Source organism: Oceanobacillus caeni (genome assembly GCF_019037185.1).
Lineage (GTDB): Bacteria > Bacillota > Bacilli > Bacillales > Amphibacillaceae > Oceanobacillus > Oceanobacillus caeni.
This window is the reverse complement of sequence record NZ_JAHHXM010000011.1, coordinates 35105-55300: the sequence shown is the minus strand read 5'-3', so window position 1 is coordinate 55300 and position 20196 is coordinate 35105. Positions and strand designations below refer to the sequence as shown.

Sequence of the window (20196 nt, the reverse complement as noted above, 5' to 3'; positions counted from 1 at the left end):
CATTCATTAGACAGGTCTTGATTGATTCTTACGTTCCTGAATCTTCTTATATTTACGACTAACTGCAGATTGACTTATTCCTAGTGCCCTAGCCGCTTTAGTTGTTGTTTTATACTGCTGGATTGCCAGTGTAATTAATTGTTCCTCTACATATTCTTGCGCTTTCTGGAGCGGCATTATCCCCGTAATCATTGGTTTAGACTTACCAGAAACATCGAACCGTAAAAATTGACTCACAACATCAGAAGTAATCACATCATCCTCCGCTGTAATAAATAACCGCTCAATTAAATTCTGCAACTCTCTGATATTCCCCGGCCAAGCATATAACTCTAGTAGACTAAGTGCATCTGGTGAAAAATGATATTTCTTCTGATACTTCTTATTTAGCTTTTGAATAAAATGATGAGCAAGTAAAGGAACATCTTCTGGACGCTCCCTTAACGGCGGAATGTTTAGTGGAATAACATTAATCCTATAATACAAATCCTCCCTAAAGGTTCCATCCTCTACCATTTTCTCTAAATTCTTATTCGTTGCTGCAATAATTTGAACATCAATTGGAACCGGATCGGTACTACCAATTGGAACAACCTCATTTTCTTGAAGGACACGCAATAATTTCACTTGCAACTGCTGCGAAATTTCTCCGATCTCATCAAGAAATAAAATCCCACCATTCGCCCTTTGAAAATAACCGATTTTCCCGTTGTTATCCGCACCCGTAAAAGCACCTTTCGTATAGCCAAACAATTCACTTTCCAACAAATTTTCAGGTATAGCCCCACAATTTATCGTAAGGAAAGTATTCTTTGACCGGCTTCCACGTTTATGGACTTCCTTTGCAATCAATTCCTTACCAACGCCGGATTCTCCTTGAATAAGTACAGTGGAGGAGAATTTGGCTAGCTTTTCAATTTGCATGATGATCTTTTCCATTTTTTGACTGCTATAGATAATACGATCGGAAGGACTTTCTTTATTTTTCAAATGATTTAGTTCTTCCTTATATTTATCTGACTTTTCTTTTGTCTTCTCAAGCTCCGACTTTAGCTTCGTATGTTCTGTAATATCCCTTGAAGCAATCACAATCCGAAGAAGTTCTCCATCTTCGTTAAATATTGGATTCCCGATGGATAAGATTTTCAATCCAGAATCCGTCTCTTGAACTACCGAAACTTTTTCCCTTTTCTCCATTACTAGTCTTGTAACGGACGGAGTAAACAAGCCTGCCTGTTCTAAATCAAGTAAACTTTTTCCTATCAATTCCTTTAAGTTGATTCTCCAAAAATCAGAAATATAATTTTCACTATGACGAATAAGCTCTCCTTCACCATTCACAATGAGAATCTCATCATAAATCGTAGCCAGAATAGCATTTAGATCGTGATTTAGGTTTTTGACAAAATCCATTTCCACAGCCATTTCTTCGACCATCGGTAAATCCTGGACAATAATGACCGCCCCGTCCACTTTTTCCTTTTCACCATCTCGGACCATAACAGGGCTGTAGTCGACTAGCACTCCCATTTCATCTGTAATATGAATTTGGTTTAGCATGGTTTTCCCTGTTAAAAAAACACTATTTAAATGCTCCTCCGAAAATATGGACCTAGCATCGGCACCAAGAACATCTTCTTTTTGACTGCGAATCATTTTCAACCCAGAATCATTATAATTTACAATTTTCTTATCCCGATCAACAATGAACATTCCTAGTGGTATCGAAGTTAATAAAAGCTTTATAAAATCTCCATTCTGGTTCTCTCTTTTCAACAATTCAATAAGTATATCTTCTCGATGAATATAGCCAATCAACTTACTATTTCTATCTTTAACCAAAATAATAGGTTGCCCTAACACTTGGAAAATAAAGGGAAAAGAGAGATCTTTCCCTTCATTAAAGATAACTAGTTCTTCTATCGGATTGGCATAGGATTGGATTTCTTCCCAATTCGCGTCATATTGCACCTCTTTGGTATAAACATAAGCATAAAGCTCATGATTCCTTTCCAAGAAGATATAATCGCTTTGATCATCGATGAGTTTTTCTTTTATTCTCTGATTTTCCGATATGACAATTATCGGCTTTAATTTACTTTGAATGGCTTCGAACATTTTGTACAGTCCCCCATTTCTTGCACATAAAATGAAAAGTATCTTAATTTATTCAAAAATGAATAGCTATGCTTTCTTGCATAAATATTAACAGAAAAATCATACTCTTTAAAGTTATGTTTACAAATTTATTATTTGTTATATTTAGTATTTTATCACAACCATTGGAAACCGCTTACAAATAACACTAATAAATTTAAATTTGGCATACTTTTTGCAAGAAAATGGTAAAGGGAATTTTACGAGGAGGAACGAAGATGAATCCAGAAACACAAAAAAAGCCTACGCTTTATGTAGCATTGATTCCGATTATCTTTATGGTTATTGCTCTAATAATCGGGATTGGAATCTATGAAACTGATCCACATATTCCTTTATTCTTAAGTGCCATTGTTGCATCCATTACTGCACTTTCGTTAGGATATTCTTGGAACACGTTAGAAAAAGGAATAATTAAAGGAGTTAGTTTATCATTACAAGCCATTTTAATTTTACTTGTAATCGGTATCATAATCGGAACATGGATTGCAGGCGGTATTGTTCCGACAATGATTTACTACGGGATGGAAATTCTGTCACCAACCTATTTTCTATTTGCAGCCTGCCTAATTTCTTGTATTGTTGCACTTGCATCTGGAAATGCTTGGACTGCCGCGGGTACTATAGGAATTGCACTTATGGGGGTTTCAGAAGGACTAGGGGTTAACCCTGCTATGGCAGCTGGTGCCGTCATTTCTGGTGTCTATTTTGGGGACAAAATATCTCCGCTATCTGAAACAACAAATCTTACGCCAGGAGTTGCTGGTTCAGAACTTTTCGAGCACATTAAACATATGTTATACACCACCATTCCATCATTAATTATCTCATTAATCATATACTTCATTTTAGGGTTCTTTTCATCTGGAGATGGATCAGATATCGAACAAGTTGCACTTCTTCAAGAAAATCTATCACAAATCTATAATCTATCTCCATGGCTTCTCGTTGTACCAGCAATCGTTATCATGATGATGATTCGTAAAATGCCAGCCATGCCAGCACTAGCCATCGGTTCACTAATGGGAGCTGTTTGCGCAATTCTCGTACAAGGGGTATCCATTAAAGAGACCCTTACAACCATGTATTATGGGTACTCTATCGAAACAGATATGGAGGTTTTAAACAATCTACTGAACAATGGTGGTGTAGAAGCCATGCTATGGACGGTGTCATTAATTCTAATCGCCATGAGCTTCGGAGGAATATTGGAAATAGCGGGATTTTTCGCCGTTATTGTAGAAAGCCTAATGAACTTAGTAAAATCTACTGGAAGCCTTATTACAACAACTGTCGGAACATCAATCGCCTCCAATATAGTTGGCTGTGATCAATACCTATCCATCATTATTCCTGCAAGAATGTATGCAGCAGAATATAAAAGAAGAGGGCTCAAGTTAAAAAACCTATCACGAACGGTGGAAGACGCTGGAACCATGACATCTCCACTTGTCCCTTGGAATACCTGTGGTGCCTTTATGTTTGCAACGCTGGGAGTCAGTGCCCTTAGCTATGCACCGTTCGCTTTTTTATGCCTTTTAAGTCCAATCTTCGCTATTATTTATGGATTCACAGGTTTTACGATAGAGTATGAAGAAGGTCATCAGGAACAAGAGGTGAAGGCTTTAAGTAACAGTTAATCATATGTTCAGTAACCATTTACGGAACCAGAATCCGTTCCGTTTCGAGCAAGATTTAAAACAAAATGAACTATTAGTCCTTTGATTGGTGTTATAACGATGTAATGGCGGGGAATTTCGAATATGCTGTGGTCTGAAACTTTAACCTGGACAATTCGTTATTCCCCAATGCATCTTTCCAATGATGCTATATCAAAATCACTTCTTGGACTACTTCTAGCTAGTAAGAGGGAAGATAATAATAGCAATATCCACTGTAATTCCTTGTCTTACTATAACTGGAAATATTCCAATTTCACTTTTACGCAATCTTCCTTCGTATATCCCATTTTTTCATAAGAAATGGTGTTACAGCTGGATTTGTCTAGATCTATAAAAACACATTTCTTTTAATTAAATAAAAGGGGCTGATACGAAATCCCATTGCACCAGCCCATCCGGATAACTAAATTTCGCCATCCAAATTATCTTTTATCTTTACTACTTTATCTATACTTAACCCCGACACTTCTGCAATTAGTTCAAGGGATAGCCCTTTTTTCAGCATGTTGTGAACTACTTGTTCTCTTTCTTTTTCAATTCCTTTTTCAATTCCCTCTTTTATTCCAATTTCAATTCCCTTTTCTATATAAGAATTGGGTAGTTCAAGGATTCGATCCGCTTCTTCTTTTGGTAATTTCGAAACTTCTTTATTCATTTGTTCTTCCTCCTTATCGTTTAACTTCAGATATGTTTCAAAAAAACCGTAGATTAACTCCATTTTTGCCGGATTTAATTCCATTCGACTAACCATACGCAAAAATTCCAGTTTTACTTGTACACGTTCTTCCTCCGTATATCCCATTTTGCTGAGTAGTGCAGCTGCAGCCGGATTGTCCTTATGGATAAATTGACGCCAGTTCTTGTTAATCAAATGAAGTTTAAGGTAACGAAATTCTAATACAGATAGGCTTGGGAACTTCACGGTTAATTGTTCAGGGACTTCTTTACGATCATTATAGCTAAAAATAGCGATTGGTAAAATGGGTTTGCGATGTTTTTCGTAGAGACGGGAATAATAAATAAACATACGTTCATGGAATTCTTGTTGGTAGTAAGACTGTGGTTCGATATGAATAAGAAGTATTTTATCTTCTCCTTTGAAGTTAACTTCGGCTAAGATATCAATTCTTCGCCTCTCACCTTTTATAATATCCGTAAATATTTCTTGTTCTAGGAATCTTGCTGTGGAAAAATTGATGTAGGAATACTCTTCGGGGAAAAACGCCTCGATGAATTCTTGGAAAAAGGTCTGAATTAACTCCTTGAACAAGCGGTCGTGGTCAATGTAAGGGGGTTTTCTTTCGAGGACAAATAATGATGATTCCAATAGATTACAACCTTTCTAAATTTTGATAGTAACTCTATTCGATTATACTAAAAATTACAACATTTATCTATATTTACTCCAGATTTATCAAAGATCGAAAAAAATAAAAAAGGATCCGTTTTACCACTTTCGGTCTATATCCTCCGGTTCAGCTTCCCCTAAACAGAATTGACCCCCACTATCTTCTTCGGGTGCCAAATATTCAGCATCAACACAGTGTGGATACTTGACCCCTTTTTCGGGCTTTATCTTTTTTAGTAAAGTAATTTCATGTCTCCAGTCATCACCAAAATCATATGTATAGATAACAGTATCTTTCGCCATTTTAAACCAATCAGATATTTTTTCTTTCTTTTCATCATATTCATCGTTCATGATAAAAAAATTATCTTCTTTCTCACTATTTGGCGTAATCGACACATCCTCTACCCTAGTCCCATTTGTCTTCGTAACGGAAAAGTCATGTAAATGATAATTATCCCAGTCAAATGCAATTTGTAGTATATGATGTAAATCATAAAAAGTTATCCTTCCGTCAACCTGAATTTTACGAAAAACAGATTCATCTAAAAGACGTAATGTAATTTTTAACTCATAAATCACAGGATCACCTCGCTTTTCTTTTATTTTAATGCATTACAATAAAATATAACAACTTAAGAAAGGGCAACTTTTTCCTAAAAAGGCAATTCGGCCCCAAATTAAAGTGGCTGTAAACCTTTAGACAAAATCCAAAGGGGCAAAGAATTCTATCTCAATATCAAAACCACATTAATAAGACCATTTTCTCTTTAGTACATTTTATAAGCAACATTAATGTGCACTTTACAATAGTGTGCATCATACATTATAATAAATCCAGGAGTTGATTATGTGGCTGACGCAAAGGAACATTTAGATAAATTGTTGCAGGAATTGAGACGAGGTACCATTACGATTGGTGTACTAAGCCAACTTTCTGAAGCCCAATATGGATATTCCCTCGTAACGATGCTAAGCGAAAAGGGGATACCTGTTGAGCCTGGAACATTATACCCATTGCTAAGAAGATTAGAAAAACAGGGTCTTTTAGATAGTCAATGGGATACGAATGAGGCTAGACCGAGGAAATATTATTTACTGAGTAAAACGGGAAAGGAAGTTTTTGATTTGCTGGTTGTAGAATGGAAAAGCATCGTTTCCAGCTTAAATCATGTTATTGAAAATGAAGGGGACGAAAAGAATGGAGACCATTGATCGGTATATCTATGCGGTTACCCAAAAGCTGCCACAAGCTCAACGAAAAGACATTGCTGATGAGCTTCGTGGATTAATTGAAGATATGTTGGAAGAACGAGTTGGTATTGCGAATATAAAAGAAAGTGATGTTGAGGATGTATTATTGGAACTTGATAGCCCAAATGAATTAGCAGAAAAATATCGGGGTACTAAGAAATATTTAATTGGTCCGGAACTTTTTGATTCCTATATTTTAGTATTAAAGATTGTTCTTATTGTGGTAAGTGCTGGTATTGGTATCGGCTTTTTAATCCAAACTATTTTAGATCCCATTTCTATTCTAGATTATTTTATTGATATGATTGTTTCACTGGTTACTTCCCTTCCGATGGCTTTCGGTTGGACGACATTTAGCTTTGCGATAGGTGAACGATCCGGGGAGGTAAAGCGAAAGGATTTAATCGGCCAGGAATGGAAACCATCCGATTTACCACCAATTCCAGATGAAAAGAGACAAATTAAACGTGGTGAATCCATAGCAGGAATTATTTTTTACGCTATTTTTATTGCATTTCTCGCCTTTTCCAGTGACTATTTTGGAATTTGGGTATTCCAAGACGAATTTACTGGTGTTGTTCCATTCTTGAATGAGCAAACGTATGGTTCGTATTTGATGTTTATCATTCTCCTATTTGGGTTCGGAATTTTAAAAGAATGCCTAAAACTCGTTTCAGGAAAATGGACATATAAGTTAGCAATTGTTACGATCATTGTGAATGCAGTTTCCATGGCCGCGATAGTATTTATAATAAATGGCCCTGATTTTTGGAATCCTGAATTTATGAACGAATTAGCAGAAGCCGGTGTGGTTACAGTTGGATCTGAAGCGTTTGACATTGTAAATAAGGTATGGGATCAGTTAACATTTTGGATTATCATTCTGCTTGTTATCGGTTTAGTGTGGGATGCTGTGGACGGATTTATTAAAGCTCGAAAAAAATAATATCTTCAAATGACGCATGGTTGAGTAGGATTATATTCAATTATGCGTTTTTGGTGATAACGCAGAGTAGCGAATTTTCTTACTCCTGAATTTCAACATACTTCTGTAGAAAATAAATACCCGAATAACGTTCACTACGATGTAAATCATTTGGGTATTATTTCTCATAATATTAAATCAATATTTCCACCAAGATGTGGTTGGGCAGCGCGTTGGATAGCGGAAAAAGTACCCCATGAATGAAAAAGAGATTCGGTTATTGAAGGAAAAATGGGGATAGGCAACATATGCACTATCTCCATCTTACCTAGTTTCCACCACTTAACTTTTCTTTTATCTTAATCACATTTTTTACACTTATTCCCGATAACTCCGCAATTTGTTCAACGGGCAGGCCCTTTTCAGCATGTTTTGCACTACTTTTTCTCGTTCGTTTTCTTTACCTATTTCAATCCCCTTTTCCAAATAAGAATTAGGTAATTCTAGAATGCGATCCGCTTCTTCTTTTGGTAATTTCGCAACTTTCTCATTCATTTGTTTTTCCCCTTTTCGTTTAACTTTAGGTAAGTTTCGAAAAATCCAAAAATTAACTCCATCTTTGCTGGGTTTAATCCCATTTTACATAGGAGTGCTGCTACTACTGGATTTTGCTTATCGATAAAAGTATCGGGCTTACACCTGCAATAGCTAAACCAATGGCAATCATCATGACTGACAAACCAATATTATGCAACCAAAAATGGAGTCTAGCTAGAGTTGTCTTTTCGCGATTAGGTCCACTCATAACTTATCCATATCGAGGGAATAATGGTAGTACACAAAATGTTGGAGGAGTCCGATTATGCCAGAATTACCCGAGATGGAAACGTACAAATCTTTACTACAACCATTAATTGGCGGCAAAAAGATCGCAGAAGTAACGATTAATCGCGAAAAATCCATTAATGTTCCAATCAACCAATTTAAAGCTCAAGTAGAAAACCAGAAATTAGAAACCATTCAAAGACGGGCAAAGTATTTAATATTTAAGCTTCAAAATGGGTCATGTTTACTTTTACATCTTATGCTAGGTGGAAAAATGTTCTACGGAGATGGACATGATAAGCCAGATCGGACGGTACAAGTGCGGTTATCTTTTGGAAATCAGCATCTTTATTTTATAGGTCTTAGGCTTGGTTACTTGCATCTTTTATCACAAGAAATGGTTGACCAGGAATTTCAAGACATTGGATTTGAACCACTTAATCCTAATTTTTCTTTGGATTCATTTAGGGACATGATGAATAAAAAAAGAGGCAAACTAAAATCTGCACTGCTAAATCAGGAGTTTATAGCCGGTATCGGAAATCGTTACTCCGATGAAATTCTTTGGCATGCACAATTATTGCCAGATAAAAACATACCAGATTTAGATGTAGCTCAGATTAACAACCTATACGAGTCAATGCGATATATTCTTCACCTTGGCATCCAGCAAGGTGGGTACATGGATCCCCTTTATAAGGAAGATAATAAAACAGGTGGTTATCAAATGTTCGTTCATAACCGGGAAGGAGAAGCATGTCCACGATGTCATGCGCCCATTGTCCAAAAAGAAATCTCGTCACGAAAAACATACTTTTGTAACAACTGCCAGCATTAAACAAGGAGAATAAATATGAATTTTGGTTGTCATCTTTCCATTGGAGACGGATATTTAGGAGCGGCAAAAAAGGCATTCAAAATGGGTGCTGCAGCATTTCAATATTTCCCGAAAAACCCACGAAGTCTGTCCATCAAAGACTTTAATAAAGATGATGCTGCTTTATGTAAAACGTTTTGTGATGAAAATAATATTTTATCTGTCAGCCATACACCATATCCAACGAGTATAACTCCCCATGACGTGAAAAAGCGTGAGCAGGTTATCCGTTCCCTCTTAAATGATTTGGAAATAACAGAGGGCTGTGGTTCGATAGGTGCAGTTGTTCATTTTGGTAAACACCTTAAAAACAAAACGTTAATCGAAAGCTATCAATTAATGATCGAAGTACTTAATGAAGTTTTATCCGAGTGGAATGGACAGGCTAAAGTATTGCTAGAAAACAACGCAGGAGTGCCAGGAACAATTGGTACGACATTAGAAGAGCTCGTACAAATTAGGAAACTTTGTGATTACCCAGAGAAAATTGGATTTTGTTTGGATACATGTCATGCCTTTTCTTGTGGTTTATGGAATGGAGATAATTGGGCGGAAGTTATTCAAAAAGGAAAGGACTTAGGCTATTTTGATGAACTAAAAGTCATTCATCTTAACAATTCCAAGTATCCAAGCGGAGAAGGAAAAGATCGTCACGCTCCTATTTTTCAAGGTGGGTACATTAAAGAAGACCAATTTGATCAATTAATGAAAACCCCTAAGTTGAAAGGAATTCCCTTTATTTTGGAAACTCCTAAAGAAGTAGTGCCACATGAGAAGGAGATTAAGCAATTGCAGGAAAAATGGGGATAGGAAACATTTGGACTAGTCCTTCCCCTTATCCCACAACGACATCTTACAGTTTTGGTCAATCTTATAGAAGTAACCCTCCATATTGCTTTTCTTCTCTTTTTCTGTCATTATGTATAATCGGAGCAGAAAGAAGGTTAATAGCGGGTTTGATATGATTAAATAGTTAAATAGAAATATAGTGTCCAGCCTTTCAATGAAAATGGTACAGACCAAAGGTAAAGCCATTATAATTAAAACTAATAAAAACTAAGCATAATCTTAGTTTTATAGATTAAAGAAAAGGAAGTGTGTTGTTTGCTACGCCGTTTTTTCTCGTATTACAAGCCGCATAAGCGGTTATTTATTATAGATTTTACAGCTGCAGTCATTGTTGCGATTTTGGAACTGGCATTTCCGATTGCTGTACAGTGGTTTATTGACGAACTGCTACCAGGGAATGACTGGAATCTGATTGTAACGGTTAGTGTTTTATTGTTGCTCGTCTATTTATTAAGTACATTTTTACAATATATTGTAACGTATCTTGGTCATAAACTTGGCGTGAACATCGAAACAGACATGCGAGAGGACTTGTTTCGCCATGTTCAGCGACAGTCATTCCGATTTTTTGATAATACCAAAACTGGACATATTATGAGCCGCATCACCAATGATTTATTTGATATCGGTGAGCTCGCACACCATGGGCCAGAAGACTTTTTCATTGCTATCATGACTTTTGTCGGTACATTTATTATTATGTTTACCGTCAACCCATTACTTGCTTTCATTATATTAATTGCCGTTCCTATTCTTATTTTCCTTATCGCTTTTAGTAATATAAAGATGAACAAAGCATGGAAGAAGATGTATGAGAAGATAGCCGGTGTTAATGCCCGTGTGGAGGATGCGGTGTCTGGCGTGAGAGTTGTCCAATCTTTCACGAATGAAACATTTGAAATGGACCGTTTTATAGAAGATAACAATAGTTTTCGAAAAACAAAAATTGGAGCATATAAAGTGATGGCGCTCGTCCATTCCAATATCTATATGCTGATGCGTCTGATTACACTACTCGTCCTTGTCGTTGGAGCATGGCTAACCTTTAATGGACAACTATCCTACGGGGGACTTGTCAGTTTTGTATTATATGTTAATGTACTATTCAATCCTATCCAAAAAATCACCGCGTTATTGGAATTGTATCCGAAAGGGATGGCTGGCTTTCAGCGTTTTGTTGATTTACTGGACGTTTCCCCGGATGTGAAAGATAAAGAAAACGCGAAAGAAGTTGAAACGTTAAAAGGAGACATTTCCTTTCATCATGTGACATTTGGTTATGAAAAAACGCAAGCTCCCGTGTTGAACGAGCTGAGCTTTGACATTAAAGCAGGACAAACCGTCGCCTTTGTAGGATCTTCCGGAGCTGGAAAAACAACAATATGCTCGCTGATTCCAAGATTCTATGATGTCACAGGAGGTAGCATCACCATTGACGGGATCGATATTCGTGATATAACGAAAAAGTCATTGCGGCAGCAAATTGGTGTTGTCCAGCAGGATGTCTTCTTGTTTACAGGTACCCTTCGTGAAAATATCGCCTATGGAAATCTACATGCGACAGATGAAGAAATTGAAGCCGCAGCAAGACAGGCACATATGGAGGAGTTTATTAGGGAATTACCAGATGGATACGAAACACAGGTCGGTGAGCGTGGTTTGAAACTGTCTGGTGGCCAGAAACAGCGGATTGCCATCGCCCGCATGTTTTTAAAGAAGCCGCCTATTCTAATCCTAGATGAAGCAACATCTGCATTAGATACGGAAACAGAAACAATCATTCAAAAAGCACTAAGTGATTTGGCAAAAGACCGTACAACCTTAGTCATCGCCCACCGGCTGGCAACGATAAAGAATTCCGACCGCATTATGGTGGTAAGCAAAGATGGAATTGAGGAAGAAGGCAGTCATGAAGAACTACTTGCACGTGATGGGATGTTTGCACACTTGCATCATGTACAGATGAGTTGATATAAAAAAAGAGAATTTCCTAGCCTGATAGGAGGTTCTCTTTTACTATTACTCTAATGTCTGTGACAACAATCTTTTTTTAAGCAACTGAAAACTAGTCAATGGCCCTATTCGAGCGGTGGCAAGCACTACTTAGAAGCACGGGGACAGGATCCATATTTCAAAATATTTCTTTAAGGTTTATTTCTAGTCCTCCAAAAAAATAAGATTTTATATCGTCTTCTATCGTAAAGAAGAGTGGCTTACCATATTGATTTTTACTATCCAAATAATAAACTTCTATAAGTTTGTTCAGTATATCTACTATCCAATATTCCTTTACGTTTGCCTTCTCATACAAATTCCTTTTCACTATTTTGTCCATTTTTACACTTGAAGGTGAAAGAATTTCAATAATGAAGTCTGGTGATCCTATACATCCTTGGTCATCAAGCTTATTTGTATCACAAATAACAGAAATATCTGGCTGCACAACATTAAATACCTCGTCATTCTTTTTCCCTTTAGAAAATAATCGTACATCAAATGGGGCAGCAAACACCTGGCAATTTCTCTCTTTAAAGAAATTCATAAGTTGAAAAGACAAATTCATAGAAACCTGTTGATGTTTTGTAGAAGGTGTGGGGGACATGTTGTAAGGGATACCATCAATAATCTCAATACGTTCTTCATCATCCCATAATAAGTAATCAGAATATGATAGTTTTCTATCAAATTGGGGAGTACTCATGAGTTTACCCTCCTTAAAAGATAATAAATCATAAGGATGAAAATAAAACCACTCAAAAGATTAGTTTAGTGAAAAAACAATATTTACTGTTTACCACATCTACCATATACTTTTATTGTAATGCAATACAATAAAAAATGACAACTTAAGAAATGGATGGTCATAATGGATTTTGTGCTTAATGTTAGCGAGAAGTAAATACAATGAATCGCTAAAATACAAGAAGTAGATTGCACTGACACGATTTCTGTGCTTTTCTTTAACAAAACACAGCAATGACAGGGGTTAAGACTATTTAAATATATCTTTTATGGAGAACTTGGAAGAAAGCAAAACTAATACTATTGCAAATGATAATATTGAGTTCTTAATAATTATCCCCCTACTTTTCTTTCCCCTCTGTTTATCCATTCAATCCCTATTCCTTGGCAATCTGCCTCGAACTACAAATTTCTCCGCAGTATCATAAGGAAAAAACTGCTTTCCATCCTTCTCCCATACTGTTTCAATTATAATTGCATAATCATTTACATCTCGTAAAATAACAACTTGCCCTGGCTTTAGTTCTTTATCAGTTTCAATTAATGTACCGTTTTTATCGTCAAAGTGGTATTCATATACCTACTCAAAATCATCAAATGTCTTGTGTATTGCATGATTTAATAACATTAAAACACTCCTTTAAATAGCTAATAGTGATTTAAATTAACATAATATTTAGTATAATATTTTATATAAATTGAATTGATAAGAAATTTATTACTCTGGGCTGGATTAAATATCACTCACTTGTAATACATTACAAAAAAAGGCATAATAATCAAAAAGAATATATATGAGTTACTTGTCAGCAAACACCTTGTAATACTAAAAAACGATCGGGCACTAAGGGCACCCGATAAATTCCAACTACATACCGCATAATAAGAGGTTGACCAAGTAAATGTTTTGCTTTAAAGAAGTAGCTACCCTAATCTTGGCCGAGAATGGGGCAGTTTACTTCTTTCTTTGATTGGTGACAAGTGCGATTATAGTTACAACCGCTGTTAATGCAGTAACAACAATAGGAGCTATTTATTTTTGTGAATTATTAAACATGGTAAATTTATCAATTGGGAATCATCCCCATCCGTGCAAGGTCAATAGAACTGACATCAGAGCCCATGACTTTACCATCCCTTTAATAATTCTTAGCAGGTTAAAGCACTTCAGAATCATAATGCTTATGCCTATCCATATGTCTTTATTAAACTATACCTTAAATACTTTTTCCAAACCTTTACTACCATCTTCTTGATAATCAAAATATAAACTAAAAAAATTATCTACCACATCAATTCCAGTATATAAATAATCATCGACTATTAATTCATTAATGTTTAATTTCTCCAACCCTTCAAACAACGATACAATCTCTTTAGCCCACTGAGGATTCTTTAAACTCACAATATCTTTTTCCTCTAATTTCAAAAGACTTTCTAGTATAGCAATATTAGTATAAACTGAGAAAATAATACTTCCTTCTAAAGAATATACGGGATACTTTAGTATAATTTCTACTGGGGATTCCTCACTATTAAATTTAACCTGAATACCTAAACCGCTTATATTATTCGAGTTAGACAACTGTTTTTTCGGATCTGAAGGCCTATCGTTTATTGAAGACTTGATCTCTGATAGGATAGAAACCCTTTTATATTTATTAATAACAGTAAAATCTGGAGTTGAATCTTTTCCGTTAGTAATTTTTAACACTCCTAATGGAGAAACATTTTCTAGATTCGCTAGTAAAAGAAATCCTAAACCCTACCCATATGACGAGGATATATCTTTTTTTCTTTCAGGTGTACAGGCTTTGATTAATTTCTCCTTCCCGATTAGTACCCCGTTAATTACGTCTAATGGATGTTGATTTAAGACTGGACAGTATGAATACGAAATTTGGTTTCTTCTAATTTCACTTATATAATAAAAATAATTTACTAGCCATCTAACTTGATTATGATGTATCTGAATATAATCTTGATTTCCCTTTTTAGCAACGATTATTGATTTAAAGCTTATCTGCCCTAATTTAAGTGCGTCCCTTAAAAAGGTTGAACTATCTAAATTCAATAAATTTGAATAAAGGGCCTGCATCTCCGTGCGCGCTTTATTTAATAATTGAATATCATTTTCAAAAGTGGGAACATCAATATTCGGAGCAATCATAAAATTCTCTTTTCTCTTTGTGACAACCAATAATTAATCCTCCTAGAATATTTAATACCCTATAAAAGATCTCTAAACTTAAAAAGGACTCCAGTAAAACTAGAGTCCCAATATTAATAAAAAAATTAACGAAGAAGTTGTAAAACTCCTTATGGTAATTGGTTGGCTTGCTTTGCGCTGTTCTTTTTGGTTACAGAATAGACTATATCTTCATCCACGTTTTCCATGGAGCTAGGCACTTTGAACAGTTTTCACTGCCCTACGAGATTCATAGTCATAGCTTTTTGGCTTAGACCGTACTTCTTTAGTCGTTGGACCTTCTCCAGAATTTCCTCATAGAAGCTTGACTGCTAATTATCCATTGTTTCATTTTTATTATTTTAAGACCTTCACGCTGACCGTTTCCAGTACGTTGTGGTTGATAAAGCTTTAGGAAGTTTCAGCAATTCACCCAGTTATACTCTAGTCATTATCAAGCTAGACACCCTTCTAATCAATATCTCAAGAGTTGTAATACTCCTTGAGACATCTGATTAGATTGGGCCAACATTGCTTACTGCTTGACCAAGAATTGAATTTTTAGTTTGTTCCATCATTTATTTCGCCATCGTGCGAATATTTACTTTCACAAATGACCAGACTATATCTTCACCCTCTAGCAACCTAGGGGGCGGGCACTTCGTATTCACAATGCTGATAACCATTGTTTCACCTATGGATTTCATCATCGCAGCTTACGCCTTAGATGGTCTATCCTAGTCGTTGAACCTTCCCCATCTTTTTGGGATAGGAGCTTAATAATCACTAGCCATTACCAGCAAGGATACTGTGCTGTCATTGTTCTATGTTTACCAAAGTACAGTCAACATCACGAATACAAAATCTTGAAATTGATGATTTTTCGAAGAACCATATCATCGAATCCTTTAAATGTTATGCTTCATAACATTCATATATTTTTCTGTTCAAAAACTGTCTGCATCTTGAATTTAATTATCCTTAATAATTCAATATATAATTTTGCCGAAGTATTATCAATCAGATTAAGATACTGTCCCCCATTCTCTACAAATACTTTTCGAAAGCTTTGATTATAAACTATCGTGGGATTGAGACTTTTAATCCAGTTAATAAGATGCTCTAAAACTTTTTTATGTACAAGTGCATCTTTTGTTTGTAAGGCACCCTCAAATATATATTTGATACTTCCAGCCACTACTCTACTAATATATATTTCTAACAAATATTTCTTATCATCAAATGATTCAAAATACTCCATACCAACCTTAAAAGATGCAAAGATATCATTCAATGAAGAGATTGGGTTTTTTGGAGCTATAAGCGAAAGAGAATCATATTGCTGTCTTATTCTGTAAAAATATGTAGTTGTAGGGGCTAAATAAATTTTATTTGCATATAGATAGGTATACATTGAAAAAGGTATATCCTCATTATAGTTAATATTTTCAGGAAAATAGAGGTTTTCAATCAACTCTTTTTTATATAACTTTCCCCAGGTATATACATTCGAAAATAACTCTGTGTTTATATAGTCAAATACCCTAATACCTTCAGATAAATCCACATAACTTTGGAAAATAGCAGGTAAATACATCCCATTGTCATTAAAGTTCTTATACATTCCCAAAACTAAATCCGCACTATATTTACTTACAATTCCCATCATGATTTGAACAGCATTCTTACTAAGTAAATCATCTGAATCAACAAACATTATATATGATCCATTGGCTAAGTCTAATCCAGTATTTCTTGCAACCGAAACACCCCTATTAAAAGTTTGACCGATTACTTTAATATTTCTATAAACTTCAGCAAAATGCGAAGCAATTTGAAGTGACTTATCGGTGGATGCATCATCAACTAATATAATTTCAACATTATTATAAGTCTGTTCCACTAAAGATTTTAAAGTTTCTTCTAGGTATTCTTCTACGTTATAGATTGGTACAATTATGCTCACCATTGGTTCATACACGTATACTCCCCCATTACAATATTAGCGGATTTTCTATTTAACAATAAAGTGATGATATAAATTTCCATACTCTTTCCGAAGACTTCCCGTCTTTATATTGATGAACTTTATCTTTAATTTCTTTTCTGAATAAACTATAGTAATCTTTATCTTTTTCATATTTTATCAATTCACATTGAAGTTGTTCCTGAGTAACAACTTTAGGGCCCGGAGTCCAATTTTCAAATGGTTTAAGGCAAAAACCTCTTTCTTCTTGATACTGTTCTAAGTCTGGTGTAGCAAAAACTATAGGTTTATCCAATAATAAATAATCAAAGTAAATTGAGCTATAGTCTGTAATTAAAATATCCGTTGCACTTAAAACTTCATAAAGGTCAGTAGTTTCCTTATAAGCTGTATGTTCAGGATACATACTTATTCTTGAATAACTGAATAAATTGCCGCTAAGATTCTTTTTATAAAGAGGATGAAGTTTTACTATTAGTTCGTAATTATTCACATTCAAGAAATTTTCTAATGAATCTAGGTTAAAATCTTTAAAACCAAAAAGGTTAGAAGAACTATTAGAATTTTGTACATCCTCATTACGAAAAGTAGGCATATAAAATATAAACCTTTGTCCATTATCCTCTTTTCCTAATAATTCCAACAGTAACTTCCTGCTAGTGTCCTGATTAAATAGAAAATCATTTCTGGGTGAACCAGTAATTATATATTTTTCAGGATCTACTTTAATTGAATTATTAATTGTATTACTATACAAATTTGAATATGATGTCAAAAAATCAACTTCGCTCCAAAATTGTTCAATTGAATTTTTATAAAAATAATATGGATCAGTATAAAACATATTTTTTAATGGGAAGCCATGCCATGTATCTATAATAATTTTTTCTCCAATATCAGAAATTTGTTTAGGATTGAATTCCATATTTGTTGTTACTATTACGTCACTCTTTAGAGCCTTTTCACTAAATTCATTTGTCGCTGCTTTAACAAATTCTATTTGAAAATTATCTGTGATGTATGATGGTATTGATTTATATAAAGCAAGGGTATTACAACCACTATAATCTCTATACCCCAGTAATACTTTAGGTTTCTTGGTTATATAATTTTGTTTCTGAATAATCTTTTTCTGTTTATAATCTACTCCGTCCATTTTTAAATTTTGCAAAATCCATTGTTCTTCTTCTTTTACTACCTCTATTGTAGAACTTTTTCTAACATCGTTACCGACCACTAACAGGAATTGAATACTAGCAAAATCACAATCTTTATTCAAAAAAGAAATATACGGATAACAAACAGTAAATTCATCCTTTTTTAGCGAAAAATGATTTATTAGATACTTATCTATATACTTCAAAAATACATCTAATATTTTATTTTGTTCGGTAATTATTATTTTAGTGCTTTCCTCATCCTTTAAGTTTTTTTCATTAGTAAGTGTGACATTTTTTAGATATTCACTGTGAGTAAATATCTTATTTACCTTTTCACTAACCTTTTTAAATACAAAGTTGTCCATTGTATTTTCCAAAACATACTTATAAAAACGAAAATCCTCTTCAAACGTATCCATTGCTAATTTCGCTACTTCTAAAACACTTTCTTTATCATTTGTTTCTATTAAACTATCAATTATATTTATAAAATCTTGCTCGTTAAATCTGTCCCAATCACATAAATCATATAGTTGCAAAGCTTCTCCTTTAAACTCATTAGAAAATAATATCCTAGCAACTTTAAGAATTGTTCCTTTATTAGTTTTTTCTATGTCCTCTAAAATTACATTACACAAGTCATATCTTTTATAAATAAAAAATTGCTGTAATGTATATACGATTAAATTCTCATCAAGATTTACGAGATACTCATTACCATCTAATAAATCCATTAATTCCCTAATCTGCTTACTCTGTTTCATAGAATTAATTAAGGGTATTAAATCATATTCTTGAGACACATAATCGTTTAATAATAATATATCGACAATATTAATCCAATTTGATTCTAACAATTTCTCCAAAACATCTGATTGTAATATGCCGTTTATTTCATCAATATCCCCTACATTACTAATACATAGTCTTTTAAGAATTGAAGCCTTTTGTAATAGTCTATATTTATCCGTATATTCTTTAAGTAAGTTTAATGCTAAAGAAGGGTTACCTACATCAAAACATGCTCTAACATATATTTGAATATTATTCTCATTCACTAGGTTGTTCGTTTTTAAAAAGGTTGCTATTTCATCTTCTGTATGAAATTTGTTTAGTAAGCACACTACCTTATTAATACTTTCTATATTGTTATTATTTATATTTAATACATTTGTAAAATGGTAAATTGCCCCATTATATTCTTCTTGGTTAAGAAATATTTCCCCTAAACGTAGGTGGGGCCTTTGGTCTTTTAAATCGGGTCTTAAAATAATATGCTGATATTTTTCATTATTCTCTATTAGTTCCTGAAAAGTAGATTTTGCATCCTCTAATTGCCCTCTCAAAAAGAAGATTTCACCTTTTAAACATGGAAATTCGGGGGAATTAGCATAAATTTTTTCAGCGTCCACAATAACATTTAATGCATCGTTATATCTTTTTAGATTAATTAAACATATAATAATTTGAATTAATGCAGTAGATACCCATGCCAACCTAAAATCCTTTTTTAATTTATAGGCTGCTAGATATGCATCTAATGCCTTTTCATATTCACCAATTGAACAATACTCATTTCCTATATTAAAGTGATCAAATGCTTTATTACTTCCGTATTTTATTTCCTTATCGATTAATTCTTTATTTCGCCGTCTTTTTTCTTTTTCAACAACTGTATTTTTTAAATACCCCGAATGAAAAATTAACAGATTGGACTTACTATTTTTCAATGGTTTTCCTGAGTTGGTTTTAAATTGTTCATGAATCTTTCGATAATAGCTAATTTCACCGTTATTTTTATAAATTCTATCATGAAAGTTCTGAACTAAAGTTTCTCCAAAACTTCCAGCAAAGTTAAGTATTTTGACAAAGTATGAGTCATATTGACCGTTATCTTCTTTTAACTTTAGAATAAAATCTTTAAAATTTTCCTCATCAACATACTCATCTGCATCTAATACAAGTATCCACTCCCCTGCGGCTTTTGAAGCTGCATAATTTCGCGCAGCTGAAAAATCATTAATCCATTCAAAGTCGTAAATTTTTGATGTATATCGTGATACTATTTCTTTAGTTCTATCTGTAGATCCAGTATCTACAACAACTACTTCATCTACTAAACGAGAAATAGAGGATAAACAGCGTTCTATTACTTTCTCTTCATTTTTTACAATCATGCATAATGAAATAAATGGTCTCATA

General features: G+C 34.2%; 15 protein-coding genes. 6 read left to right on the top strand and 9 right to left on the bottom strand.

Annotation, left to right across the window (positions count from 1 at the left end):
- Positions 1-6: 6 nt before the first annotated feature.
- On the bottom strand, positions 7-2118 hold the full coding sequence (locus KM885_RS08410) for a sigma 54-interacting transcriptional regulator (protein WP_216883778.1): 2112 nt from the start codon (positions 2116-2118) through the stop codon (positions 7-9).
- 257 nt (positions 2119-2375) lie between these two features.
- Here KM885_RS08410 and nhaC point away from each other — a divergent pair, with 257 nt between their 5' ends.
- Positions 2376-3797: a Na+/H+ antiporter NhaC gene (nhaC, locus tag KM885_RS08405; RefSeq protein ID WP_204798594.1), complete on the top strand. Its 1422-nt coding sequence runs from the start codon at positions 2376-2378 to the stop codon at positions 3795-3797.
- Between the two features lie 445 nt (positions 3798-4242).
- On the opposite strand, the gene KM885_RS08400 is transcribed toward nhaC, so the two are convergent.
- Both KM885_RS08400 and KM885_RS08395 read right to left on the bottom strand, forming a co-directional pair.
- On the bottom strand, positions 4243-5166 hold the full coding sequence (locus KM885_RS08400; protein ID WP_204798595.1) for an RpnC/YadD family protein: 924 nt from the start codon (positions 5164-5166) through the stop codon (positions 4243-4245).
- Positions 5167-5286: 120 nt separating this feature from the next.
- Positions 5287-5769: an IS1096 element passenger TnpR family protein gene (locus KM885_RS08395; RefSeq protein WP_204798821.1), complete on the bottom strand. Its 483-nt coding sequence runs from the start codon at positions 5767-5769 to the stop codon at positions 5287-5289.
- 270 nt (positions 5770-6039) lie between these two features.
- Here KM885_RS08395 and KM885_RS08390 point away from each other — a divergent pair, with 270 nt between their 5' ends.
- Together KM885_RS08390 and KM885_RS08385 are read left to right on the top strand one after the other, a co-directional pair.
- Positions 6040-6402: a helix-turn-helix transcriptional regulator gene (locus KM885_RS08390; RefSeq protein WP_204798820.1), complete on the top strand. Its 363-nt coding sequence runs from the start codon at positions 6040-6042 to the stop codon at positions 6400-6402.
- A complete protein-coding gene (locus KM885_RS08385; RefSeq protein WP_216883777.1) occupies positions 6389-7387 on the top strand; it encodes an HAAS signaling domain-containing protein in 999 nt (332 codons plus the stop codon). The genes KM885_RS08390 and KM885_RS08385 overlap by 14 nt, the downstream gene beginning before the upstream one ends.
- 357 nt (positions 7388-7744) lie before the next feature.
- Here KM885_RS08385 and KM885_RS08380 read toward each other — a convergent pair whose 3' ends face one another.
- Positions 7745-7921 carry a hypothetical protein gene (locus tag KM885_RS08380; protein ID WP_204798818.1) on the bottom strand — a complete coding sequence of 59 codons (177 nt, stop codon included), beginning with the start codon at positions 7919-7921 and terminating at the stop codon, positions 7745-7747.
- Positions 7922-8228: 307 nt separating this feature from the next.
- On the opposite strand from KM885_RS08380, the gene KM885_RS08375 reads away from it, so the two are divergent.
- The 3 genes from KM885_RS08375 to KM885_RS08365 all read left to right on the top strand — a co-directional run bounded on the left by KM885_RS08375 (position 8229) and on the right by KM885_RS08365 (position 11888).
- Positions 8229-9029 (top strand): Fpg/Nei family DNA glycosylase, encoded by an 801-nt coding sequence (locus KM885_RS08375; RefSeq protein WP_216883776.1) that lies wholly within the window; start codon positions 8229-8231, stop codon positions 9027-9029.
- 15 nt (positions 9030-9044) lie between these two features.
- Positions 9045-9878, top strand: coding sequence for a deoxyribonuclease IV (locus KM885_RS08370; protein ID WP_216883775.1), 834 nt, complete (start codon positions 9045-9047; stop codon positions 9876-9878).
- Positions 9879-10172: 294 nt separating this feature from the next.
- Positions 10173-11888 carry an ABC transporter ATP-binding protein gene (locus KM885_RS08365; RefSeq protein WP_204798815.1) on the top strand — a complete coding sequence of 572 codons (1716 nt, stop codon included), beginning with the start codon at positions 10173-10175 and terminating at the stop codon, positions 11886-11888.
- A gap of 160 nt (positions 11889-12048) precedes the next feature.
- Here KM885_RS08365 and KM885_RS08360 read toward each other — a convergent pair whose 3' ends face one another.
- The 5 genes from KM885_RS08360 to KM885_RS08340 form a co-directional block, all read right to left on the bottom strand.
- Positions 12049-12618 carry a Uma2 family endonuclease gene (locus KM885_RS08360; protein ID WP_204798814.1) on the bottom strand — a complete coding sequence of 190 codons (570 nt, stop codon included), beginning with the start codon at positions 12616-12618 and terminating at the stop codon, positions 12049-12051.
- 1251 nt (positions 12619-13869) lie between these two features.
- The gene (locus tag KM885_RS08355; protein WP_216883774.1) at positions 13870-14373 is read right to left on the bottom strand and encodes a hypothetical protein; all 504 of its coding nucleotides are present in this window, start codon (positions 14371-14373) and stop codon (positions 13870-13872) included.
- Between the two features lie 51 nt (positions 14374-14424).
- Complete coding sequence (locus KM885_RS08350; RefSeq protein ID WP_204798175.1) at positions 14425-14859, bottom strand: hypothetical protein; 435 nt, start codon at positions 14857-14859, stop codon at positions 14425-14427.
- Positions 14860-15778: 919 nt separating this feature from the next.
- A complete protein-coding gene (locus KM885_RS08345; protein ID WP_204798174.1) occupies positions 15779-16828 on the bottom strand; it encodes a glycosyltransferase in 1050 nt (349 codons plus the stop codon).
- Positions 16829-16865: 37 nt separating this feature from the next.
- Entirely contained in the window at positions 16866-20195 is a 3330-nt protein-coding gene (locus KM885_RS08340) for a CDP-glycerol glycerophosphotransferase family protein (RefSeq protein ID WP_204798173.1), read from the bottom strand.
- Between the last annotated feature and the right edge of the window lies 1 nt (position 20196).